22 protein-coding genes are annotated in these 17,761 nt (G+C 61.9%); 10 read left to right on the plus strand and 12 right to left on the minus strand.

Annotated features, from left to right (window positions below; translation table 11 throughout):
- The first annotated feature begins 66 nt into the window (after positions 1 to 66).
- From BM173_RS12835 to BM173_RS12845, 3 genes are all read left to right on the plus strand, one after another.
- Entirely contained in the window at positions 67 to 1,371 is a 1,305-nt protein-coding gene (locus BM173_RS12835; protein ID WP_090482496.1) for a serine hydrolase domain-containing protein, read from the plus strand.
- A gap of 80 nt (positions 1,372 to 1,451) precedes the next feature.
- Positions 1,452 to 2,234, plus strand: coding sequence for an NAD(+) diphosphatase (nudC, locus tag BM173_RS12840; protein ID WP_245755899.1), 783 nt, complete (start codon positions 1,452 to 1,454; stop codon positions 2,232 to 2,234).
- Complete coding sequence (locus tag BM173_RS12845; RefSeq protein ID WP_090482502.1) at positions 2,231 to 2,920, plus strand: DsbA family oxidoreductase; 690 nt, start codon at positions 2,231 to 2,233, stop codon at positions 2,918 to 2,920. The genes nudC and BM173_RS12845 overlap by 4 nt, the downstream gene beginning before the upstream one ends.
- Positions 2,921 to 2,932: 12 nt before the next feature.
- Here the strand turns inward: BM173_RS12845 and BM173_RS12850 are convergent, their stop codons facing one another.
- From BM173_RS12850 to mgtE, 6 genes are all read right to left on the minus strand, one after another.
- Positions 2,933 to 3,892, minus strand: a complete 960-nt coding sequence (locus BM173_RS12850; protein ID WP_143089646.1) for a hypothetical protein — start codon at positions 3,890 to 3,892, stop codon at positions 2,933 to 2,935.
- A gap of 139 nt (positions 3,893 to 4,031) precedes the next feature.
- Complete coding sequence (locus BM173_RS12855) at positions 4,032 to 5,468, minus strand: YjiH family protein (protein WP_143089647.1); 1,437 nt, start codon at positions 5,466 to 5,468, stop codon at positions 4,032 to 4,034.
- A gap of 57 nt (positions 5,469 to 5,525) precedes the next feature.
- Entirely contained in the window at positions 5,526 to 5,771 is a 246-nt protein-coding gene (locus BM173_RS12860) for a hypothetical protein (protein ID WP_177201909.1), read from the minus strand.
- Between the two features lie 173 nt (positions 5,772 to 5,944).
- Entirely contained in the window at positions 5,945 to 6,079 is a 135-nt protein-coding gene (locus tag BM173_RS14475) for an entericidin EcnA/B family protein (protein WP_100260903.1), read from the minus strand.
- 118 nt (positions 6,080 to 6,197) lie between these two features.
- Positions 6,198 to 6,587: a DUF1489 family protein gene (locus BM173_RS12865; protein ID WP_090482511.1), complete on the minus strand. Its 390-nt coding sequence runs from the start codon at positions 6,585 to 6,587 to the stop codon at positions 6,198 to 6,200.
- 198 nt (positions 6,588 to 6,785) lie between these two features.
- The gene (mgtE, locus tag BM173_RS12870; protein ID WP_090482514.1) at positions 6,786 to 8,237 is read right to left on the minus strand and encodes a magnesium transporter; all 1,452 of its coding nucleotides are present in this window, start codon (positions 8,235 to 8,237) and stop codon (positions 6,786 to 6,788) included.
- 103 nt (positions 8,238 to 8,340) lie between these two features.
- Here mgtE and BM173_RS12875 point away from each other — a divergent pair, with 103 nt between their 5' ends.
- The 3 genes from BM173_RS12875 to miaB are packed head-to-tail and all read left to right on the plus strand — an operon-like array spanning position 8,341 to position 10,629.
- Positions 8,341 to 8,802 (plus strand): peptidylprolyl isomerase, encoded by a 462-nt coding sequence (locus tag BM173_RS12875; protein WP_090482517.1) that lies wholly within the window; start codon positions 8,341 to 8,343, stop codon positions 8,800 to 8,802.
- The gene (locus BM173_RS12880; RefSeq protein ID WP_143089648.1) at positions 8,795 to 9,247 is read left to right on the plus strand and encodes a hypothetical protein; all 453 of its coding nucleotides are present in this window, start codon (positions 8,795 to 8,797) and stop codon (positions 9,245 to 9,247) included. Before BM173_RS12875 ends, BM173_RS12880 begins: the two co-directional genes overlap by 8 nt.
- 35 nt (positions 9,248 to 9,282) lie before the next feature.
- Entirely contained in the window at positions 9,283 to 10,629 is a 1,347-nt protein-coding gene (miaB, locus tag BM173_RS12885) for a tRNA (N6-isopentenyl adenosine(37)-C2)-methylthiotransferase MiaB (protein ID WP_090482523.1), read from the plus strand.
- Here the strand turns inward: miaB and BM173_RS12890 are convergent.
- Positions 10,618 to 11,196 (minus strand): hypothetical protein, encoded by a 579-nt coding sequence (locus BM173_RS12890; protein ID WP_090482527.1) that lies wholly within the window; start codon positions 11,194 to 11,196, stop codon positions 10,618 to 10,620. The two genes, miaB and BM173_RS12890, sit on opposite strands and share 12 nt — an antisense overlap.
- A 149-nt stretch (positions 11,197 to 11,345) precedes the next feature.
- Here BM173_RS12890 and BM173_RS12895 point away from each other — a divergent pair, with 149 nt between their 5' ends.
- The 4 genes from BM173_RS12895 to BM173_RS12910 all read left to right on the plus strand — a co-directional run bounded on the left by BM173_RS12895 (position 11,346) and on the right by BM173_RS12910 (position 14,762).
- Entirely contained in the window at positions 11,346 to 12,377 is a 1,032-nt protein-coding gene (locus BM173_RS12895; RefSeq protein ID WP_090482530.1) for a PhoH family protein, read from the plus strand.
- Entirely contained in the window at positions 12,378 to 12,869 is a 492-nt protein-coding gene (gene ybeY, locus BM173_RS12900) for an rRNA maturation RNase YbeY (protein ID WP_177201910.1), read from the plus strand.
- A 17-nt stretch (positions 12,870 to 12,886) separates the two neighbouring features.
- Positions 12,887 to 13,807: a hemolysin family protein gene (locus BM173_RS12905; protein ID WP_090482533.1), complete on the plus strand. Its 921-nt coding sequence runs from the start codon at positions 12,887 to 12,889 to the stop codon at positions 13,805 to 13,807.
- Positions 13,808 to 13,877: 70 nt separating this feature from the next.
- Positions 13,878 to 14,762 (plus strand): LysR substrate-binding domain-containing protein, encoded by an 885-nt coding sequence (locus BM173_RS12910; RefSeq protein ID WP_090482536.1) that lies wholly within the window; start codon positions 13,878 to 13,880, stop codon positions 14,760 to 14,762.
- Here the strand turns inward: BM173_RS12910 and BM173_RS12915 are convergent.
- From BM173_RS12915 to tsaB, 5 genes are all read right to left on the minus strand, one after another.
- The gene (locus BM173_RS12915) at positions 14,759 to 15,661 is read right to left on the minus strand and encodes a lysophospholipid acyltransferase family protein (protein WP_090482539.1); all 903 of its coding nucleotides are present in this window, start codon (positions 15,659 to 15,661) and stop codon (positions 14,759 to 14,761) included. The two genes, BM173_RS12910 and BM173_RS12915, sit on opposite strands and share 4 nt — an antisense overlap.
- The gene (locus tag BM173_RS12920) at positions 15,633 to 16,055 is read right to left on the minus strand and encodes a Fur family transcriptional regulator (RefSeq protein WP_090482542.1); all 423 of its coding nucleotides are present in this window, start codon (positions 16,053 to 16,055) and stop codon (positions 15,633 to 15,635) included. The genes BM173_RS12915 and BM173_RS12920 overlap by 29 nt, the downstream gene beginning before the upstream one ends.
- A gap of 72 nt (positions 16,056 to 16,127) precedes the next feature.
- Positions 16,128 to 16,565, minus strand: coding sequence for a Ros/MucR family transcriptional regulator (locus BM173_RS12925; protein WP_090482545.1), 438 nt, complete (start codon positions 16,563 to 16,565; stop codon positions 16,128 to 16,130).
- A 117-nt stretch (positions 16,566 to 16,682) separates the two neighbouring features.
- Entirely contained in the window at positions 16,683 to 17,135 is a 453-nt protein-coding gene (locus BM173_RS12930; RefSeq protein WP_090482548.1) for a GNAT family N-acetyltransferase, read from the minus strand.
- Positions 17,132 to 17,749, minus strand: coding sequence for a tRNA (adenosine(37)-N6)-threonylcarbamoyltransferase complex dimerization subunit type 1 TsaB (gene tsaB, locus BM173_RS12935; RefSeq protein WP_090482551.1), 618 nt, complete (start codon positions 17,747 to 17,749; stop codon positions 17,132 to 17,134). Before tsaB ends, BM173_RS12930 begins: the two co-directional genes overlap by 4 nt.
- Positions 17,750 to 17,761 lie beyond the last annotated feature (12 nt).

The following is a 17,761-nucleotide window of genomic DNA, read 5'->3' on the forward strand; positions in this document are numbered from 1 at the left end:
TTCGCAATTGACCGTTCAGCATCGCTTCCGCACAAAAGGCGCGAAAAGAACTTCGAGAGGATTCCCATGGCCTACCGCAATTTCGACGATGCCCAGCTTTCGCGCCGTTCGCTGCTGAGGGGCGGGGCTTGGTTGACCGCCGGTGCAGCCATGTCGGGCCTGCCTGGCGGCAGCATGGCGCTGGCGCACAGCAAGGCGGCGGACTGGCCTATGGTCTCCAAGCTGGTCGACAAATACGTGTCCGAAGGCAAGGTCGCCAACATGGCGGCCGCGCTGGGCTGGGGTGACCGTGATCCCCTGCTCATTGCGCAAGGCACGCTGGCGATCGGCGGCGCAACGCCTGCCGGCATGGACAGCCTCTATCGCATCTATTCGATGACGAAGCCGGTCACCGGCATGGCGACCATGATGCTCATCGATGAGGGCAAGCTCGGCCTCGACCAGCCGCTCGCCGAAACGCTGCCCGCATTCTCCAAGATGATGGTGCAGAAGACCTATGACGGCTCGGTCACCGATCTCGTCCCGGCAGAGCGCCCGATCACGATCCGCCACCTGCTGACGCATACGGCGGGTCTTGGCTATTCGATCATCCAGAAGGGCCCGATCCGCGAACAATATGTGAAATACGGCGTCGTGCCCGGCCAGGTGACGCGCCTGCCGATCCCGGGCCTCGGCCGCGAGGAAGCGATCCGCGGCCTCGACAAGTTCGCCAACAATCTCGCCCAGCTTCCGCTGGTCCTGCAGCCGGGCAGCAAGTGGAGCTATTCGGTCAGCCTCGACCTCCTAGGTCGCGTGATCGAAGTCGCCAGCGGCATGAGCTTCGACGAATATCTGCGCACCCAGATTTTCGAGCCCGCCGGCATGAACAGCACGTTCTTCCGCGTTCCGAAGAGCGAAGTGCCGCGCCTCACTACCAATTACGGCATCATGGGCGGTACGCCGCTGCCGCTGGATCCCGCAGGCGCGTCGATCTATCTCGACGATCCGGCATTCCCGTTCGGCGGGGCAGGGCTGGTTTCCAGTCCGCGCGATTACGACCGCTTCCTCAAGATGCTGCTCGGCTATGGCGAAATCGACGGCAAGCGCGTGATGAGCGAGGCTGCGGTCAAGCTCGGCACCTCGAACCTGCTGCCGGAAACCGCCGTCACGAAGGGCACCTGGGTCGAGGGGCAGGGCTTCGGCGCGGGCGGCCGCGTCACTGACGGCTCGTTCGGCTGGGGCGGCGCTGCCGGAACGGTGGCTTTCGTCAATTACCCGGCGAAGCTGCGGGCAAGCATCTACACCCAGTACATGCCGTCCGAGGCCTATCCGATCCACGAAGGCTTCCCCAATGCCGTACAGGCCGACCTTGCAGCCATGATGGGCGCGTAAGCGGCGTGCTTTCCTTTACCGGCTCGCGCCTGGATCGCGCCGACCACGTCCGCGCCGATCCGGAGCGGCTGGCCGGCTACATGAACTGGAAGGCGCGGCTGCTCGCGCTCGACGGGCTGATGCCGTCGATGGACGATGCCGGGCGCCTTTCCTGGGGCACGCTGGCGGATGCACCGGAGGATGCGGAGCTAGTGTTCCTCGGTCTCGACGAGGGCAAGGCCTGCTTTGCCGCCGTCCCGCCGCGCGGCGATGCAAGTCCGCGCATGGCGAACCCGCAGCTCTGGTCGCTGATGGCCAATCTGCAGCCCGACGACCTCGCGCTCTACGGCGGCGCACGCAGCATCGTCGACTGGCACGCACGCCACCGGTTCTGCGCCCAGTGCGGTGGCGATACGAAGCTGGCCAAGGGCGGCTGGCAGCGCGATTGCACGGCCTGCGGGGCAAGCCATTTCCCGCGCACGGACCCGGTCACGATCATGCTGGTCGAATGTGACGGCAAGCTGATGCTCGGCCGCGGACTGGGCTGGCCGGAAGGCAGCTTTTCGGCACTAGCAGGCTTTGTCGAACCGGGCGAAAGCATCGAGGAAGGCGTCGCGCGCGAGGTCTTCGAGGAAAGCGGCGTACGCGTGCGCGACGTAACCTATGTCGCCAGCCAGCCGTGGCCGTTTCCCAGCCAGCTGATGATCGGCTGCCACAGCCATGCCGATGACGACGCACTGACCATCGACGAGACCGAGATGGCGGAAATCAACTGGTACTCGCGCGACGAGGTGAAAGCCTCGCTGGCAGGCGACGGTCCGTTCCGCGCACCGCCGCCCCATGCCATCGCCCATCACCTTATGGATTGGTGGATTCACACATGACCCAACCCCGCAAGATGACGATCGATATCTGGTCCGACGTGATGTGCCCCTGGTGCCTCGTCGGCTGGGGGAACCTTTCGCAAGCGCTGGAGCAACTGGAGGGCGAGATCGAGGCGGACGTGCGCTGGCACGCATTCGAGCTCAATCCCGATATGCCGGAAGAGGGCGAGGAGCGCACCACGCATATCGCGCGCAAGTACGGGCGCACGATCGAGCAGTCGAAGGAAGTTCAGGGCCAGATGCGGCAGGCTGCCGATGCGGCTGGCGTATCGCTCGATTACGAGGGGCCGGACCCTGCGCCCGATGCGATGATGTGGAACACGTTCGAGGCGCACAAGCTGCTGACCTGGACGGGCGAGGAGCACGGCGCGGCAAAGCAGACCGAACTCAAGCTCGCGCTGTTCAAGGCGCATTTCAATGCCCGCCAGCGGATCGGCGAGCGCGAAGTGCTGCTGGATGTGGCGGAAAGTGTCGGGCTCGACCGCGACGCCGCGTCAGCCGCGCTCGACGACGAGCAGGTCGCCCACAAGACACGCGCCGAAGAACGCGCCGCATGGGACATGAACATCAGCGGCGTGCCCGCGATGATCTTGGAGGGTCGCTTCATGGTGCCCGGTGCACAGCCGCCGGAGTCTTACGTCAACGCGCTGAGAAGGGTGGCGGAAAAGACGGCAGCGGCTGGGTGAACGCCCGAACCGCTAGCAGAGTGTTCTCGGGGTCCACTCGGAATCGTCGTCATAGGTGGCCGTTCCCTCGGTAGTCGTGTCATACACCAGTGTGTAGCGCTTGTTCCTAATCCGTCCCTTGAACAGCAGCCGCGTCCCTTCGCAATAGAAGTCCGCCTCGGTGCCGCTCTCGATCGAGACCGGCGCTGCTCCGGCTTGCGAGAAGTTCGAACCGAACCTGATCGTATAATCTTCGGAAATGGCCACCAGAGCGATGTTCGAACCCTCGTAGTGGATCGAAAAATCGCGCAGATCGGCTGAGGTCGGTCCGTACACCGTGCTCGTTGAACCTGCCGCCATATCGATACGATCTATGCGCGCGCCGCTCGAATCCCTGACCACGGCATGCAAAACTCCGTTGAGATTGAGCGGATCGTCGGATTTGTAATCGCATGAAGAGCCGAAGGATTGGGATGGATCCGACACGACAAGGGTCGTGATATCACCATCGGCCAGGTCGATCACACGTACCTCGCTTGCATCCCTGTCGTAATAGAGTGCGCGCGTGCCATCGGAAGACAGGGCCTCACAACCCCAGTCGGGCCGCGAAACCAGCGGCACATGATTTGTGTCGGTGATCTTTCCATCCGTGTCGAACCAGAATTCTACCAAGATCATCGGCAGGGGGTTGTCGGAGCGGTCGGTTATCAGCGCGCGTCCGTGCCCTTCCGATACCAGTACGGCATCGTGCAGGTAGGCTGCATAGTTTTCATATTGATAGACCGGCTGACTTTTGGAACTGTCATTGCCGGCCACGACCAACCTTGGTGGTGTCCGTCGTTGTCGCTCTACGAATACGGTTGTCGGGACTTCGTAGGCGGGGCCGGAATCGTCGCCGCCTTTTCCGCCTTTGCCAGATGGTGGTGCACCCGTTGCGGCGACTGCAAGACCTGCAGCAGCGACGCCGAATGCCAGAATATTGACAGCACGCATGACGATTGCCTCCTCTTCGATAAATGGAAGCGACCTTCGTTTTTGTGCGACTCTGGATCGGTGCAATCATAGCAGAAAAGGCCGCAGATCCCCAATCTGCGCGCTTGAAACAGAAATAAACGCAGCGTTCTGAGAATCGTCAGAAGATCAGCGCGGCGCTCAAGACTGCCATCGGTAACAAAATCAAGGTCCGCAGCAGGAAGATCACAACGAGATCGACAAGGTTCAGCGGCAGCGACGATTTCAGCATCAGTATGCCGACCTCGGACATGAAGATCAGTTGTCCGACTGAGACCACGGCGACCACGAAGCGCGTCGACATGGAGGGTATTTCAGCAGCGGCGATGGCAGGCAGGAACAGGTCGACAAATCCGACGATCATGGCCGGTGCTGCTTCGGCCGGATAGGCTACCTGCAAGGCGGTCAGCAGCCACACGAAGGGCTGGCTCAGAATGACGAAAAAGTCGGTATATTGGACGATTATCGTCCCCACCAACGCGATGAACATCCCGGCCGGAATAAGACCCAGCCAGATGTCGAGGATGTTAGCCGCGACACCCTTGGCAATTTTGGAAGAGGGCGGGGCGCTCGAAGCCTTGCTCACAGCTGCGTCCAGTGCGATTGCAAAGGACGGCGCCTGCGTCACTTCGCGGTCCATGGAAAAGCCGTCGATCAGATAGCTGTCGGCTTTTCTGCTAAGCGGCGGGATGCGCGCCATGATGATGGCGCAGACAATGCCGGTAAGCGTCAGGACGCCATAGAACGGCAGAAAGTAATCTTCCAATTGCAGGAATGCGACGATCACGTAGCAGAACGCGATCGACACGATGGAAAAGTTGGTGGCGATGATCGCTGCTTCGCGGGCGGAATACTGACCAGATTCGTACTGCTGGATCGTCACGATGACGCCAACCGAACTTCCGCCAAGCCATGACGCTATCGCATCGATTGCGCTGCGCCCGGGTACTTTGAATAGCGCCTTGAACGGACGTTCCACAAGGACACCGAAGAAATCCATCAGTCCGAATTCGGTGATGAACGGCAGAATGATGCAGGCAATACCGATGGTCACGAGCGCAGGAACGAAGAGGTCGTTGAGTACCGTCACGCCCGTATCTTCGCCCCATATCCATACCGGTCCGATCTCCCAGAAGATCACCACAGCACTGACCGCGCCTGCCACGCGCAAGAGCGTCCACGCGATCCCAGGACGAAGAATTTGTTCTGTGGCGCTCTCCGAAGGGCCGGGTTGCGTCATGGCGTAGGCAATGGTTGCCAATGCCGAAACGATGCACAGGATAACGACTGCGATAGGGAGGACCGGTGCCGCAACGGCTAAAACCCAGTCCGTGAGGATGGCCATCGGGACCTTGACCCCACCATCTTGTGGGACCGGGAAGAGAAAAAATGCCGCGCCGATGGCCGACGGGACGATGAAGCGCAGCAAGTTTGCGCCTCTGTGAGATTTCTCGCTGCTGATGCCACGTCCCCCTGAACCGAAATCAATCGGGGCGCCCCTACAAACTGGGTGAAGCAAAGCCTTCGCGCGGTCAAACGGCGCGATCCAGGTGTTCACAGAGAAACGCCCCACAGAGCGAATCTGCAGGGCGTTTCTGTCAGCCTGATTACAGCGTCAGCTGGAACGGCTGTCCTGCATCGCATGAAGGGTCTTCTCGCCCTTTTGCGCGTCCTGTGCCGGATTATCCGAACCGACTTCCGGCTCGCGGTTATCGGGATCGAAGGCGCGATTGAGTTCGCCGCGGGTGCCGACCTGGCGGTTCACTTCGCCGCCGGACCGGCTCTGCTGCGACGGGGTGTCGTACTTCGTGATCTCGTCGATGAGGTCATTGTCGGGGTGCATGGATTGGCGTTCGGGCATGTGAATGTCTCCTTTGCCAAACCAACGGGCAAGTCCTTTGCAATGTTCCGCATTTCATCGCACCGTGCGCCCGCTTTCCCGAGGGCGAGGGCAGGCAAAAGCAATCGGCAAAGAAAAAGGCGCCGCCCGCTTGGGGCAGCGCCTCTTTCGTAAGCCGATCGGCTTGGTGCGGCTCAGCAGTTGCCTTCTACGCCGTCGGCACAATCGGTTGCGGATTCGACGTCTTCGCCGATGCCGTCGATCGTGTTGCAGGCCGAAAGAAGGATGGCCGAGCTTCCGAACGCGAGCATTGTCAGGAATTTCTTCATAGTCACTCTCCGATAGCGCAGACCGACGGCGCGCCATGTTTAATCAGTCGGTGACGTCACAACGGCGCGGATTGCAGCCGGTTCCGGAAAGGCTTGTCTAAGTCTTTGGGAAACCGGGCTAGATCAGGCCGAGGCGCTCCAGCTTGCCGGCGAGTTTACCCGGCAGAGCGTCGCCGATGTCCTCGCCATCCTCGAGATCGCGCGGCGGATCGCCCTTGAGATAGCGCCAGCCCTGATGGGCGCGCTTGGGGCGGGGCATGACGCGCACCAGCTCGGGCTTGAGATCGATCGACCAGCGACCGTCTTTCGTTTCGCTGAAGCCGAGGATTTCGCTGCGCGCCACGATAGAGTGCTGGTGGATCCAGTAGAGTGATCCGCCGATGCACTGTTCCCACTTCGTCGGGCGATAGCGGGTGGTCAGGTTCGGGCTGCGCCGCTGCGCATACCAGCTTTCGATGTCGCCATAGCTTTGCGCACCGAAAGCGATCTTGGTCAGGTTTAGCGGCATGGGACCGATGTAGTCTGCACGGGCCGATGCGCAATGCCGGGAACAGGCTTTCCTACAATCGGGCAGCTGGTGCAGGCATGCGTCATGGACAGCGCTCTTCGCCCCTCATGCACGCAATCGCGCCACTTCGGGGGTGGTTTGGGCCCCGAGGATTTTTTCTCCCAGGACCGTGTTCCACCCGTTCCACTCTGTAGGAGATCAGACGACCTGCAACGCCACGGCAAGGCCGAGAAAGGCGAAGAAGCCCATCGAATCCGTGATCATGGTCACGAAGACGCTGGACGCCACTGCAGGGTCCTGGTCGAGCCGGTCGAACGCGACCGGGACCAGCACGCCGGCAAGCCCTGCGGTCACCACGTTGATGATCATGGCGAGCGCAATGACCGCGCCCAGCAGGGGCGTGAAGATGACCGCTGTCGCCGCGCCGATAAGTACCGCGATGGTAACCCCGTTGAGCAGGGCAACCCGCAACTCGCGCGTCAGGATGCGCCGCGTATTGCTGCGCGTCAGCTGGTTCATCGCGATGGCGCGCACGGTCACGGCCATGGTCTGCGTGCCCGCATTGCCGCCGATGCTGGCGACGATGGGCATCAGTACGGCGAGGGCGACCAGCTTCTCGATAGCGGCACCGAACGCGGCGATGATGAGCGATGCGATCAGCGCGGTGCCGAGGTTGGCGACCAGCCAGCGCACGCGGCTGGAGTATGCCTCGCGGATCGGCTCGTTGATGTCGCCTTCGCCCGCACCCGACATCAGCAGGGCGTCCTCGCCCGCTTCCTCGGCGATAATGTGGACGATGTCGTCGACCGTCATCTGGCCGACCAGGCGCCCGTCCTCGTCCACCACGGCGGCGGAGATGAGGCCGTACTTCTGGAACATCAGCGCGACCTCTTCCTGGTCGAGCATGGCCGGGATCAGCGTCTGGTCGCGCTTCATCACATCGCCCAGCGCGATGCTGCGCGGCGTGCGCAGGATCCAGGAGAGGTTGCAGGTGCCGACGGGGTGGTGGCGCTGGTCGACGATGAAGACCTCGAAGAAGTCCTCCGGCAATTCGCGCCCGTCGCGCAGGTAATCGATCAGGTCGCCGACGGTGATGTGCTCAGGAACCGCCACAAACTCGCGGTTCATCAGGCGGCCCGCGGTCTCTTCGGGATAGGACAGGGCCGACTGGATGGCGATCCGGTCTTCCGGTTCCAGCTCGGCGAGGATGGCGCGCTGGTCGTCTTCGTCCAGATCCTCGATCAGCTGGACGGCATCGTCGGTTTCCAGCTGTTCCGCGATCTGCGCCACCGCATCGGCGGGCAGCGCTTCCATCATCTCTTCGCGGACGTAATCGTTGAGCTCGGCAACGACTTCGCTGGTCATCAGGTCGGTGATGGCCGCGGCAAGGGTGGCGCGGTCGTCCTTGTCGAACAGTTCGAGAAGGTCGGCGACGTCGGCGGGGTGAAGCGGTTCGACGAGGTCGTAGACCGCACCGGTCTCGCCCGCTTCCAGCGCGTCCTCGACCGAGGAGACGAACTCGCGCTTGAGCGTGTTCTCCTCGTCCATGCGCTCGTCGTCGATGCGGTCGTCCGGACGTGCGCCTTCCTCCTGCTCCTCGCCGGCCAGGATCACGTCGTCATCGTCAAGGGGGCGCTCGTGCTCCGCCATTGGGCGCAACCTCTAGGCAGTGGGCCTCATAAAGCAAGCAGAGGGTGACATGAGGCTGTGAACGCCTATGTAGGCGCCAACCGATTTACAGGAGACAATACCAATGGCCGACAAGCTGACCTTCACCCTCGACACCGGCGACGGCGAAAACAAGGACGTGGTGATCAAGCTGCGTCCCGACCTCGCGCCCGGGCACGTAGAGCGCATCACGACGCTGGCAGGCGAAGGCTTCTACGACGGCGTGGTCTTCCACCGCGTGATCCCCGGCTTCATGGCGCAGGGCGGCGATCCGACCGGCACCGGCATGGGCGGCAGCGACAAGCCCGACCTCAAGGCCGAATTCAACAGCGAACCGCACACCCGCGGCACTTGCTCGATGGCCCGCACCCAGGTGCCCGACAGCGCCAACAGCCAGTTCTTCATTTGCTTCGACGATGCCGAATTCCTCGACGGCCAGTACACCGTCTGGGGCCAGGTCGAGAGCGGCATGGAACACATCGACGCACTGCCCAAGGGCGAGCCGCCGGCAAACCCGGGCAAGATCGTGAAGGCGACTGTTGGCTGAACCGTTTCAGGAAAGTCTCGCGCGGTTGGCCGACGCAATCGGCGACGCGCGAGACCCCTGGTGGATTATCGGCAGCGCGGCCGTGCAACTTTTGGGCGGAGAGCCCGGACGGATCGCCGACATAGATGTGATCGTCTCACATTCCGACCTAGAGCACCTCTACCACAAGCTGCCTCTCAAGAATGATCCGGACGCGAACAAGCCGATGTTCAGTTCGGCGATGTTCGGAAGGTGGTCGGAACCTGCGCTCGATGTGGAATTCATGACGGGCCTCAAGGTCCAGGTGGAGGGGAGGTGGCTCGATGTGAACCCTCGAACTCGCCGCTCCGTTACTCTCGCGGATTGCGAGCTCTTCGTGCCGCAAGCGGATGAGCTCGTGTCCATTCTCCACCAGTTTGGTCGCGAGAAGGACCTTCAACGCGCAGCAACACTCGCGAGAGATTGAACAGGCGCTCCACAGCGGCTAAAGCGCCCATTCCCATGAAACCGACCAATTCCCCCAAGACCTACAGGGTCAAGAGCTTCGGCTGCCAGATGAACGTCTATGACGGCGAGCGTATGGCCGAAATGCTGGGCGAGCAGGGCATCATGCCTGCGCCCGAAGGCGAGGATGCCGACCTCGTCGTACTCAACACCTGCCACATCCGCGAAAAGGCGGCGGAGAAGGTCTATTCGGACATCGGCCGTCTGACCAAGGGCAAGACGCAGACCAAGGCCCCGATGATCGCGGTGGCGGGCTGCGTCGCTCAGGCCGAGGGCGAAGAGATCATGAGGCGCTCTCCGGCGGTCAGCATGGTCGTCGGCCCGCAGGCCTATCACCGCCTGCCCGAAATGCTGGAAAAGGCAGTGAAGGGCGAACGGGCGACCGATACCGATATGCCCGCCATCGCCAAGTTTGCCGCGCTGCCAGAGCGCCGCCGCACCAATCCGGCGAGCTTTCTCACCGTGCAGGAAGGCTGCGACAAGTTCTGCACCTATTGTGTTGTTCCCTATACGCGCGGCGCGGAAATCAGTCGCCCTTATGCAGACCTCGTGACCGAAGCGAAGAAGCTGGTCGATGCGGGCGCGAAGGAAATCACGCTGCTGGGCCAGAACGTGTCGGCTTGGTCGGGCGAGGACGGGAAGGGCCACCAGGTCGGCCTCGCGGGCCTGATCCGCGACCTTGCGAAGGTCGATGGCCTTGCACGCATCCGATACACCACCAGCCATCCCGCCGACATGGACGACGATTTGATCGCCGCGCATGGCGAGATCGACAAGCTCATGCCCTTCCTCCACCTGCCGGTGCAGGCAGGCAGCGACCGTGTCCTCAAGGCCATGAATCGCAGTCACACGGCGGAAAGCTACCTCAAGCTGCTGGACCGCTTTCGCGCTGCGCGGCCCGACCTCGCGCTATCGGGCGACTTCATCGTCGGCTTCCCCGGCGAGACCGATGCCGAGTTCGAGGAAACTCTCGCGCTGGTGGACGAGGTCAAATACGCGCAGGCCTTCAGCTTCAAGTATTCGCCGCGTCCCGGCACCCCCGCCGCCACGATGGACGGTCAGGTTTCGAAGGACGTCATGGACGAGCGCCTGCGCCGCCTGCAGGACGCACTCAACCGCGACCAGCTCGCCTTCAACGAGGCGAGCGTAGGGAGAATTTGTGAAGTCCTCGTGGAGCGCAAGGGCAAGCATCTCGGGCAGTGGCTGGGCAAGTCGCCTTGGCTCCAGAGCGTGTGGTTCGAAGGCGATGCGCAGATCGGCGATCTGGTCGAAATCGAACTCGTGGAAGCAGGTCCGAACTCTCTCGCCGGCACGCTTCGCGAAACGGCTCTGTCAGCCGCCTGAGGCTTCGACCGGCTCAAGGTCGGTAAACTCGGGTTCTTCCGTGATCACGACCGTACCGGTGGTCTCCGTCATCTCGGCCGGGGCGACCGTGGGGTTGGACGGGTAAGCCTCTCCGTCGAACTTCAAGAGTGCATTGCCGGACGCACCGCCGCCGCCGGAAACCGCGACGGTGATGTCCTTCCAGCCATTCGTGCTGCTATCCAGCACGGTCACGGGCGTGCGCGAGACGCTGATGTCGCCGACCTTTCGCCACATCGGCCCCGCAGGGGTCAGGACGAGCGTCGGGCATCCGCCCGAACCGCAGAAATAGGGGGCGGCCAGATAGACGATCGCCTCGTCCTCTCCGTCGGCATCGAGATCGCTCCATGCCAGCGCATACCGCATGGCCCCTGCATCGGGATATTCCTGCAGCAGGAAATGACGGATGTCGTCTTCCGGGTCGGGCGCTTCCGCTTGGGTCGCCATTTCATCCGCAGCTTCGCTCTCTGCCGGATCGGGCGGTGCGTCCGCTGGGGAGCATGCTGCGAGGGTCCAAATCGAGATGGCGGCGATGGTCTGGCGAAGCATTTGCTTACTCCCGATGCTGCGAGTCGGGGCGGAAGTCTGATCGCGGTCGGCGTTTATTACAAGCCGCTTACTTTCCACGGTCATGAGACCGGGCCACTTGCACCTCGCGGAGGGAAGCCTAGATTCCGACTCGGAAACGAAAGGAGCGCATGGCTCGTAAACCCGCACCGAAGGCCCATCAGGCTTTCACACCGCCGCCCAGTCCGCAGCGTGAAGTTCGCCGCGCACAGATCGACATCAGCTTCGATAACCAGAGCCTGTTGGGCGCACTGTTCGGGCAATTCGACGCCAATCTGGTCCAGGTCGAAAACCGCCTCGGCGTTTTCATCGCGGCACGCGGCAATGATCTGCATATCGAAGGTCCCGAAGACAGCGTGGCCCGCGCCCGTGACGTCCTGAACGAGATGTACGATCGCCTTTCGCAGGGACAGGAACTCGACGCCGGAGCGATCGAATCCCTCATTTCCATGTCGAACGAACCGACGCTGGACGGCATCATGGATGCAGAGCCCAAGGGCCCGCCGATCATGATCCGCACGCGGCGCAAGACCATCGTCCCGCGCAGCGCAATGCAGGCGACTTACATGCGCTCGCTGACGCGCGACGATATCATCTTCGCGCTCGGCCCGGCGGGTACCGGCAAGACCTATCTGGCTGTTGCGCAGGCTGTGGCGCAGCTCATCAATGGCAGCGTGCAGCGCCTGATCCTGTCGCGCCCTGCAGTGGAGGCGGGCGAGAAGCTCGGCTTCCTGCCGGGTGACATGAAGGACAAGGTCGATCCCTATCTGCGCCCGCTCTACGACGCGCTTTACGACTGCATGCCGCCGGAACAGGTGGAGCGGCGGTTGGCGTCGGGAGAGATCGAGATCGCGCCCATCGCCTTCATGCGCGGCCGCACGCTGGCGGACGCCTTCGTCATTCTCGACGAAGCGCAGAACACCACGCGCGAGCAGATGAAGATGTTCCTCACACGCTTCGGCCAGAACAGCCGCATGGTCATTTGCGGCGACCCGCGGCAGGTCGACATTCCCGGCGGTGACGGCATGAGCGGTCTAGCCGATGCAGTGGGCAAGCTGGAAGGCGTCGATGGTTTCGGCACCATCCGCTTTACGGCGGCGGACGTCGTCCGCCATCCGATCGTGGGGCGCATCGTCGAGGCTTACGAAGGGCCGGCGGCTTAGGTGCAACTGGATCTGGAAATTGACGGCTGGCCAAGTGAAACCGATTGGGCAGCCTTGTCGGAAAATGTGCACGATGCCGCGGCTTCGGTCGAGCCAGCCCTTGCGTCTGGCCGCCTGATAACCAGCATCCTGTTCACTACCGACGATGAAGTTCACACACTCAACAAGGAATGGCGAGGCAAGGACAAGCCCACCAACGTTCTGTCTTTCCCGATGCTGGAGCGTCAGGACTTGCTCGAACTGGGCGAGGAGGGGCCGCCCGAAATGCTTGGCGATATCGCACTGGCATTCGGGACGTGCGAGCGTGAGGCGGGTGAGAAAGGCGTCAGCCTGAGGGACCACACAGCCCACGTGCTGATCCACGGTTTCCTGCATCTTGCAGGGCACGACCACGTCGATTCCGACGAGCAAGCCGCTGCCATGGAAAAACTCGAGATCGAAGCGCTTGCAAAATTGGGTATAGCGGACCCATATGGGGACCGCGACAAATAGGAGTACGCACCCGGCCCATGGCCAATTCTTCCACCCCCGCCGGAGACGCGGAGAGTAGCAGCGGGCTGTGGCCCGCGATCCGTAAACTGTTCGACCCCGATAGCGGCGAGCGCTCCCTGCGCGCGCAGCTCGAAGAGGCTATCGACGAACACGAAGGCGAGAATGGCGATTCTTCGGCCGAAGACGATGCCAAGGGCGACCTGTCCGGCGTAGAACGCCAGATGCTGCGCAACTTGCTGCATTTCAGCGAGCACGACGCCGACGACGTCGCGGTGCCGCGCGGCGAAATCGTGGCCATGTCCGCCGACGCGAGCTGGGACGAGTTGGTCGAGACTTTCTCGGAGCACGGCCATTCGCGCATGCCGGTCTATCGCGGCCAGCTCGACGACGTGATCGGCATGATTCACATCAAGGACGTGTTCCCCTTCCTGGCGGAGAAGAAGGAGCCGCCGGCCGACTGGACCGTTCTGATGCGGCAACCGCTCTATGTCCCGCAGACGCGCAACGCGCTCGACGTGCTGGCGGATATGCGTGCGCAGCGCATGCACCTGGCAGTCGTCATCGACGAATTTTCCGGCACGGACGGGCTCATCACCATCGAAGACCTCGTCGAGGAGATCGTCGGGGAAATCGAAGACGAGCACGACGAACTGCCGGAAGAATGGATCGTGTCGATCGGTGAAGGGATGTGGGACTGCGACGCCCGTGCCGAACTCGATGATGTGGCGCAGAAAGTGGATCCCCGCCTCGCCGAAGTCGAAGAGGCGGTCGATACGCTCGGCGGCCTGGCATTCGTGCTGGCAGAGCAGGTCCCGCCGGTCGGAAAGGTTTTGGAACACGAAAGCGGCTGGCGGATTGAAATTCTTGATGGTGACGAAACGCACGTCAAACGCATGCGCCTGCATGAGCCGCCCTCAAATGCCGCCAAGGATGATTGATCGCTTTGTTGCATTAAGTTGCACATTGGTCCTCGACAGCGTCGCTGCGGCACAATAGGCCGCACCCAGTATGGCTGTCCGCAGACTTCCTCCCTTGCGTGCCCTCGAGGCATTCGTTCGCACTGTGCGGCTGGGCTCTGCTCGCGCTGCAGCGGATGAATTGGGCCTAAGCCCTTCGGCGCTGTCACGGCGTATCGGGAATCTCGAGGATTTCGTGGGCAAGAAGCTGTTCACGCGGGCGCGGCAGGCGATGCAGCTGACCGACGACGGCCATGCTTTCTACGAAGCGGTCAATCCCCAGCTGGAAGCCCTGGCGAGGGCGGTGGAGAGTCAGTCCGACAATCTTTCGGTCCTGCGGTTGCACCTGGGCGTGTTGCCCCTGTTCGGAAGCCAGAGGCTCTTCCCGCGCCTGGCGGAACTGCGCGCGCGCCATCCGCTGCTCCATATCGATATCGACACCGGCCCCCATCTCGAAGACCGGGTGGGTGACACGCTGGATGCGGCAATTATCCTGTCGCGCGGGCCTGCCAGCGGCCTCCACGCCGTGCGGCTCGACTTCAACATGGTGCACGCGATCGCGAGCAAGGAACTGGCTGCGAAGCTGGGTGACAAGCCGGATCCGGAATTGCTCAGCCGCCAGACCTTCCTGATCCACAACGGTTTGCCCGAAAGCTTCGTCGCCTGGAAAGACGAACTGGGCCTCAGGGATATCGAGCCGGCGGCGATCGACCATTTCGATTCCGGCCAGCTAATGCTCGAGGCCGCTGCACAGGGCCTTGGCATTGCGATCATGCATGACGATCACTTGCGCCGCGCAGCGGATGATCGCCTGACCGATCTCTACGGGGTCGAGGTCGAAAGCCCCTATAGCTACTGGTTCGTCTGCAAGCCCACAGCTTTGGAAGAACGGCCCGTGCGGCTGTTCCACGACTGGTTGGTCAAGGCCGAGCTCTAGCTTTCCGCTTCGGCCTGCGGCGGCTTGTAGCGCACTGCGTCGACCACGTGCTGGTAGTCGCGCAGCGGCCCTCCGAGGTTCGCGACAAGACGCTCCTCGATCTCCTCACGTGCCTTGGCCGCAATAGCCTTGCGACCGTGGTAATCTTCCGGACTGAAAGGTTCGAGATAGTGGAGGCGTAACTTGAATGTCCCGCGCCGTGCCATGATGCGCATGGCGTTGTGCAAGCCGCTCTCTTCCCCGATCCAGCCGATTTCCTCCGAATTCGTTCCGTAATCAACGACAACCGGCTGGACCATTACGCCCGGTGGAGGCGGTTCGAGAACGGAAATCATGCTCGACTTGAAGGGCAATAGCGAATGCCCGTCGGTAACGGTCCCTTCCGGGAAAACGGTGACGGACCAGTTGTCTGCCAAGGCTTCCTTCAGCGCATTGATCTGTTCAGCAACACCCATGCGATGTTCGCGTTTGACGAATACCGTCCGGTTGAGGCTGCACAGCCAGCCGATGACGGGAACCTGGCTCAACTCGTACTTCGCAACGAAAGCCGTGCCGCTGGCTCCTGCCATGGCGAGGATGTCGATCCACGATACGTGGTTTGCGATAAAGAAGACATCGCGGCGAAGGGGGGTGCCGACCACTTCGACCCGGGCTCCGACTACCCGCGCCGTGTAGCGCAGGAAAAGCATCGGGAAGGGCGAACCGTAAGCAAAAATGCGGAAGGCATAGTGTAACGGCACGAAGAACAGCAGAAGCAGGACGATGCCGATTAGACGGAGGATGAAGCGGACCCATCCGATCGGTGTCAGGGGAACCTTCTCGCCGCGCGCTGCCGCCAGCCGCTTCTTGGAGTAACGCTCCAGGCGGCGCTCAGCTTTCGCGGTCGAGGCGGACGCCATAAAGCTCCATGCGATGGTCGACGAGACGATAGCCCAGTTTTTCGGCGATCTGCTTCTGCAAGGCTTCGAGTTCCGGATCGACGAACTCGACGACTTTCCCGCTTTCGACGTCGATCAGGTGATCGTGGTGCGCTTCGGGCGCCGCTTCGTAGCGAGCGCGGCCGTCACCGAAATCGTGCCGGTCGAGAATGCCGGCTTCTTCGAACAGGCGAACGGTACGATAGACCGTGGCAATGGAGATGCCCGGATCGATCTTGTTGGCGCGTTCGTGCAGCATTTCCACGTCGGGATGATCGTCGCTTTCCGACAGCACTTTCGCGATAACGCGACGCTGCTCGGTAATGCGCAGTCCCTTGTCAGCACAAAGCTGCTCTAGATCGATCTTCTGGTGCAATGGGGCTCCCCGACTGAAAACGCCCCGCACCCTTATCGGGCCGGGGCGTTGTTCTCAAGAAGGCAGTGCGGATTACGCCGCTTTACGACGACCGCGCTTCTGACCGGGCTTGCGGCCCAGACCGATTTTCTTGGCCAAGTCGCGACGGGTATCAGCGTAATCGGGCGCAACCATCGGATAGTCGGAAGAAAGGTCCCAACGCTGGCGATACTCGTCCGGCGTCATGCCGTGCTCAGTCGAAAGGTGCCGCTTGAGCATCTTCATCTTTTTGCCGCAGTCGAGGCAGACGATGTGGTCTTTCTTGATCGAAGAGCGAATGGAGACGGCCGGATCCGGGCGAACTTCTTCAGTGGCAGTGCCGCCATCGAGGCCGGAAAGCGCAGCATAGACATTCGAAATCAGCGTGGGCACGTCGTCTACGGCAACGCTGTTATTGCTGACGTGGGCAGCAACAATGTCCGACGTCAACGTAATAAGCGTTTCGGACATATCGGTTTCGAATTGATCCATAGTGCAAAAACTCCCTTTTCTTGGGGCTATAACCAAGACAAAGGGGTGTCTACTCAAAATTGTACAAAACCGCCACTTTTGTCGCGTGTATACAAGATTCCGCTGAAAAGCAGCCGATTAGAGCGCTCTGCCGAAGGTGACAGCATCGATTTTCGTGCCATCCGTGGTGCGGTAATAGTCTTTGCGCCTGCCTATCGGCTCAAACCCGGCGGATCGGTAGACCTTCTCGGCCGGGTTGTTTGCTCTCACTTCCAGAAAGACGTTGGCGGCTCCCATTCGCGCCGATTTCTGTAAGAACTCGGCAATCAATTTGCCGCCAAGGCCACGCCCCCTGTATTCAGGTCGCACCCCGATGAGCAGTAATTCTACTTCGTCGAGGACTTTGCGGGCCAATACGAATCCCGCGGCGGGCCTAACCTCAGAGGGATACTGCCCAGCGTCATCCATCAGGATCATGAAACCGGAGGAAAGGGCCAGGGAATCTTCTACCTGTCGACGGGTCCACGCCTCTCGCCAATAGGGATCGAACGCGGCATCCATGACCGCCATGGCCTTGTCCAGATCGTTCATCGCGTCGGTAGTTTGGCGTCTGGCCCGCGTCCATACAAGGGTGAGAGCTGGTCGGTGAGCAAGGCTTCAGGAAGCGCACCGAAGCAAGAAGCATCGGGGAGGGCGGTCACTACCCTGTCGTCCGGATGACCGATCATCGTGGCCAGATCTCCTGCGCGCGAACCGGCAATGGTTGCGCGGGCCGCCCGCTGTGCCGCGTGTTCCGGAGTCAGGGAAGAAAGCTCGCACAAGGGCAATCCGTCGGACCCGAAATCCTGGACGAACCATTCGCCATGGCCGCCGTTCATGCACACGGTGACGTCGCTCGCACCCTGGTTGCGCGCTATTGCGGCTACGAGGGCAAGCGTTGGATAGCCGCGAACCGGCACATTCCACGCGATCGCCAAGGCGCGCGCCGTGGCGAGGCCGATCCGCACTCCGGTAAAGCTGCCGGGACCGAGCGAAACGCAAACCATGTCGGCTCGCCCGCGGTTCTTGAGACGTGCGATCATCGGGACCAGCTTTTCGGCATGCCCACGACCGATGGTTTCGTGAAATCCCCCTATCGGGCGCCCTTCGTCGAAGAGCGCGACCGAGCAGGCTTCCGTGGCTGTCTCTATCGCAAGCAATCGCATTGAAGCGCAGTG

The sequence above is a fragment of the Qipengyuania nanhaisediminis genome, assembly GCF_900115585.1.
GTDB classification, from domain to species: domain Bacteria; phylum Pseudomonadota; class Alphaproteobacteria; order Sphingomonadales; family Sphingomonadaceae; genus Qipengyuania; species Qipengyuania nanhaisediminis.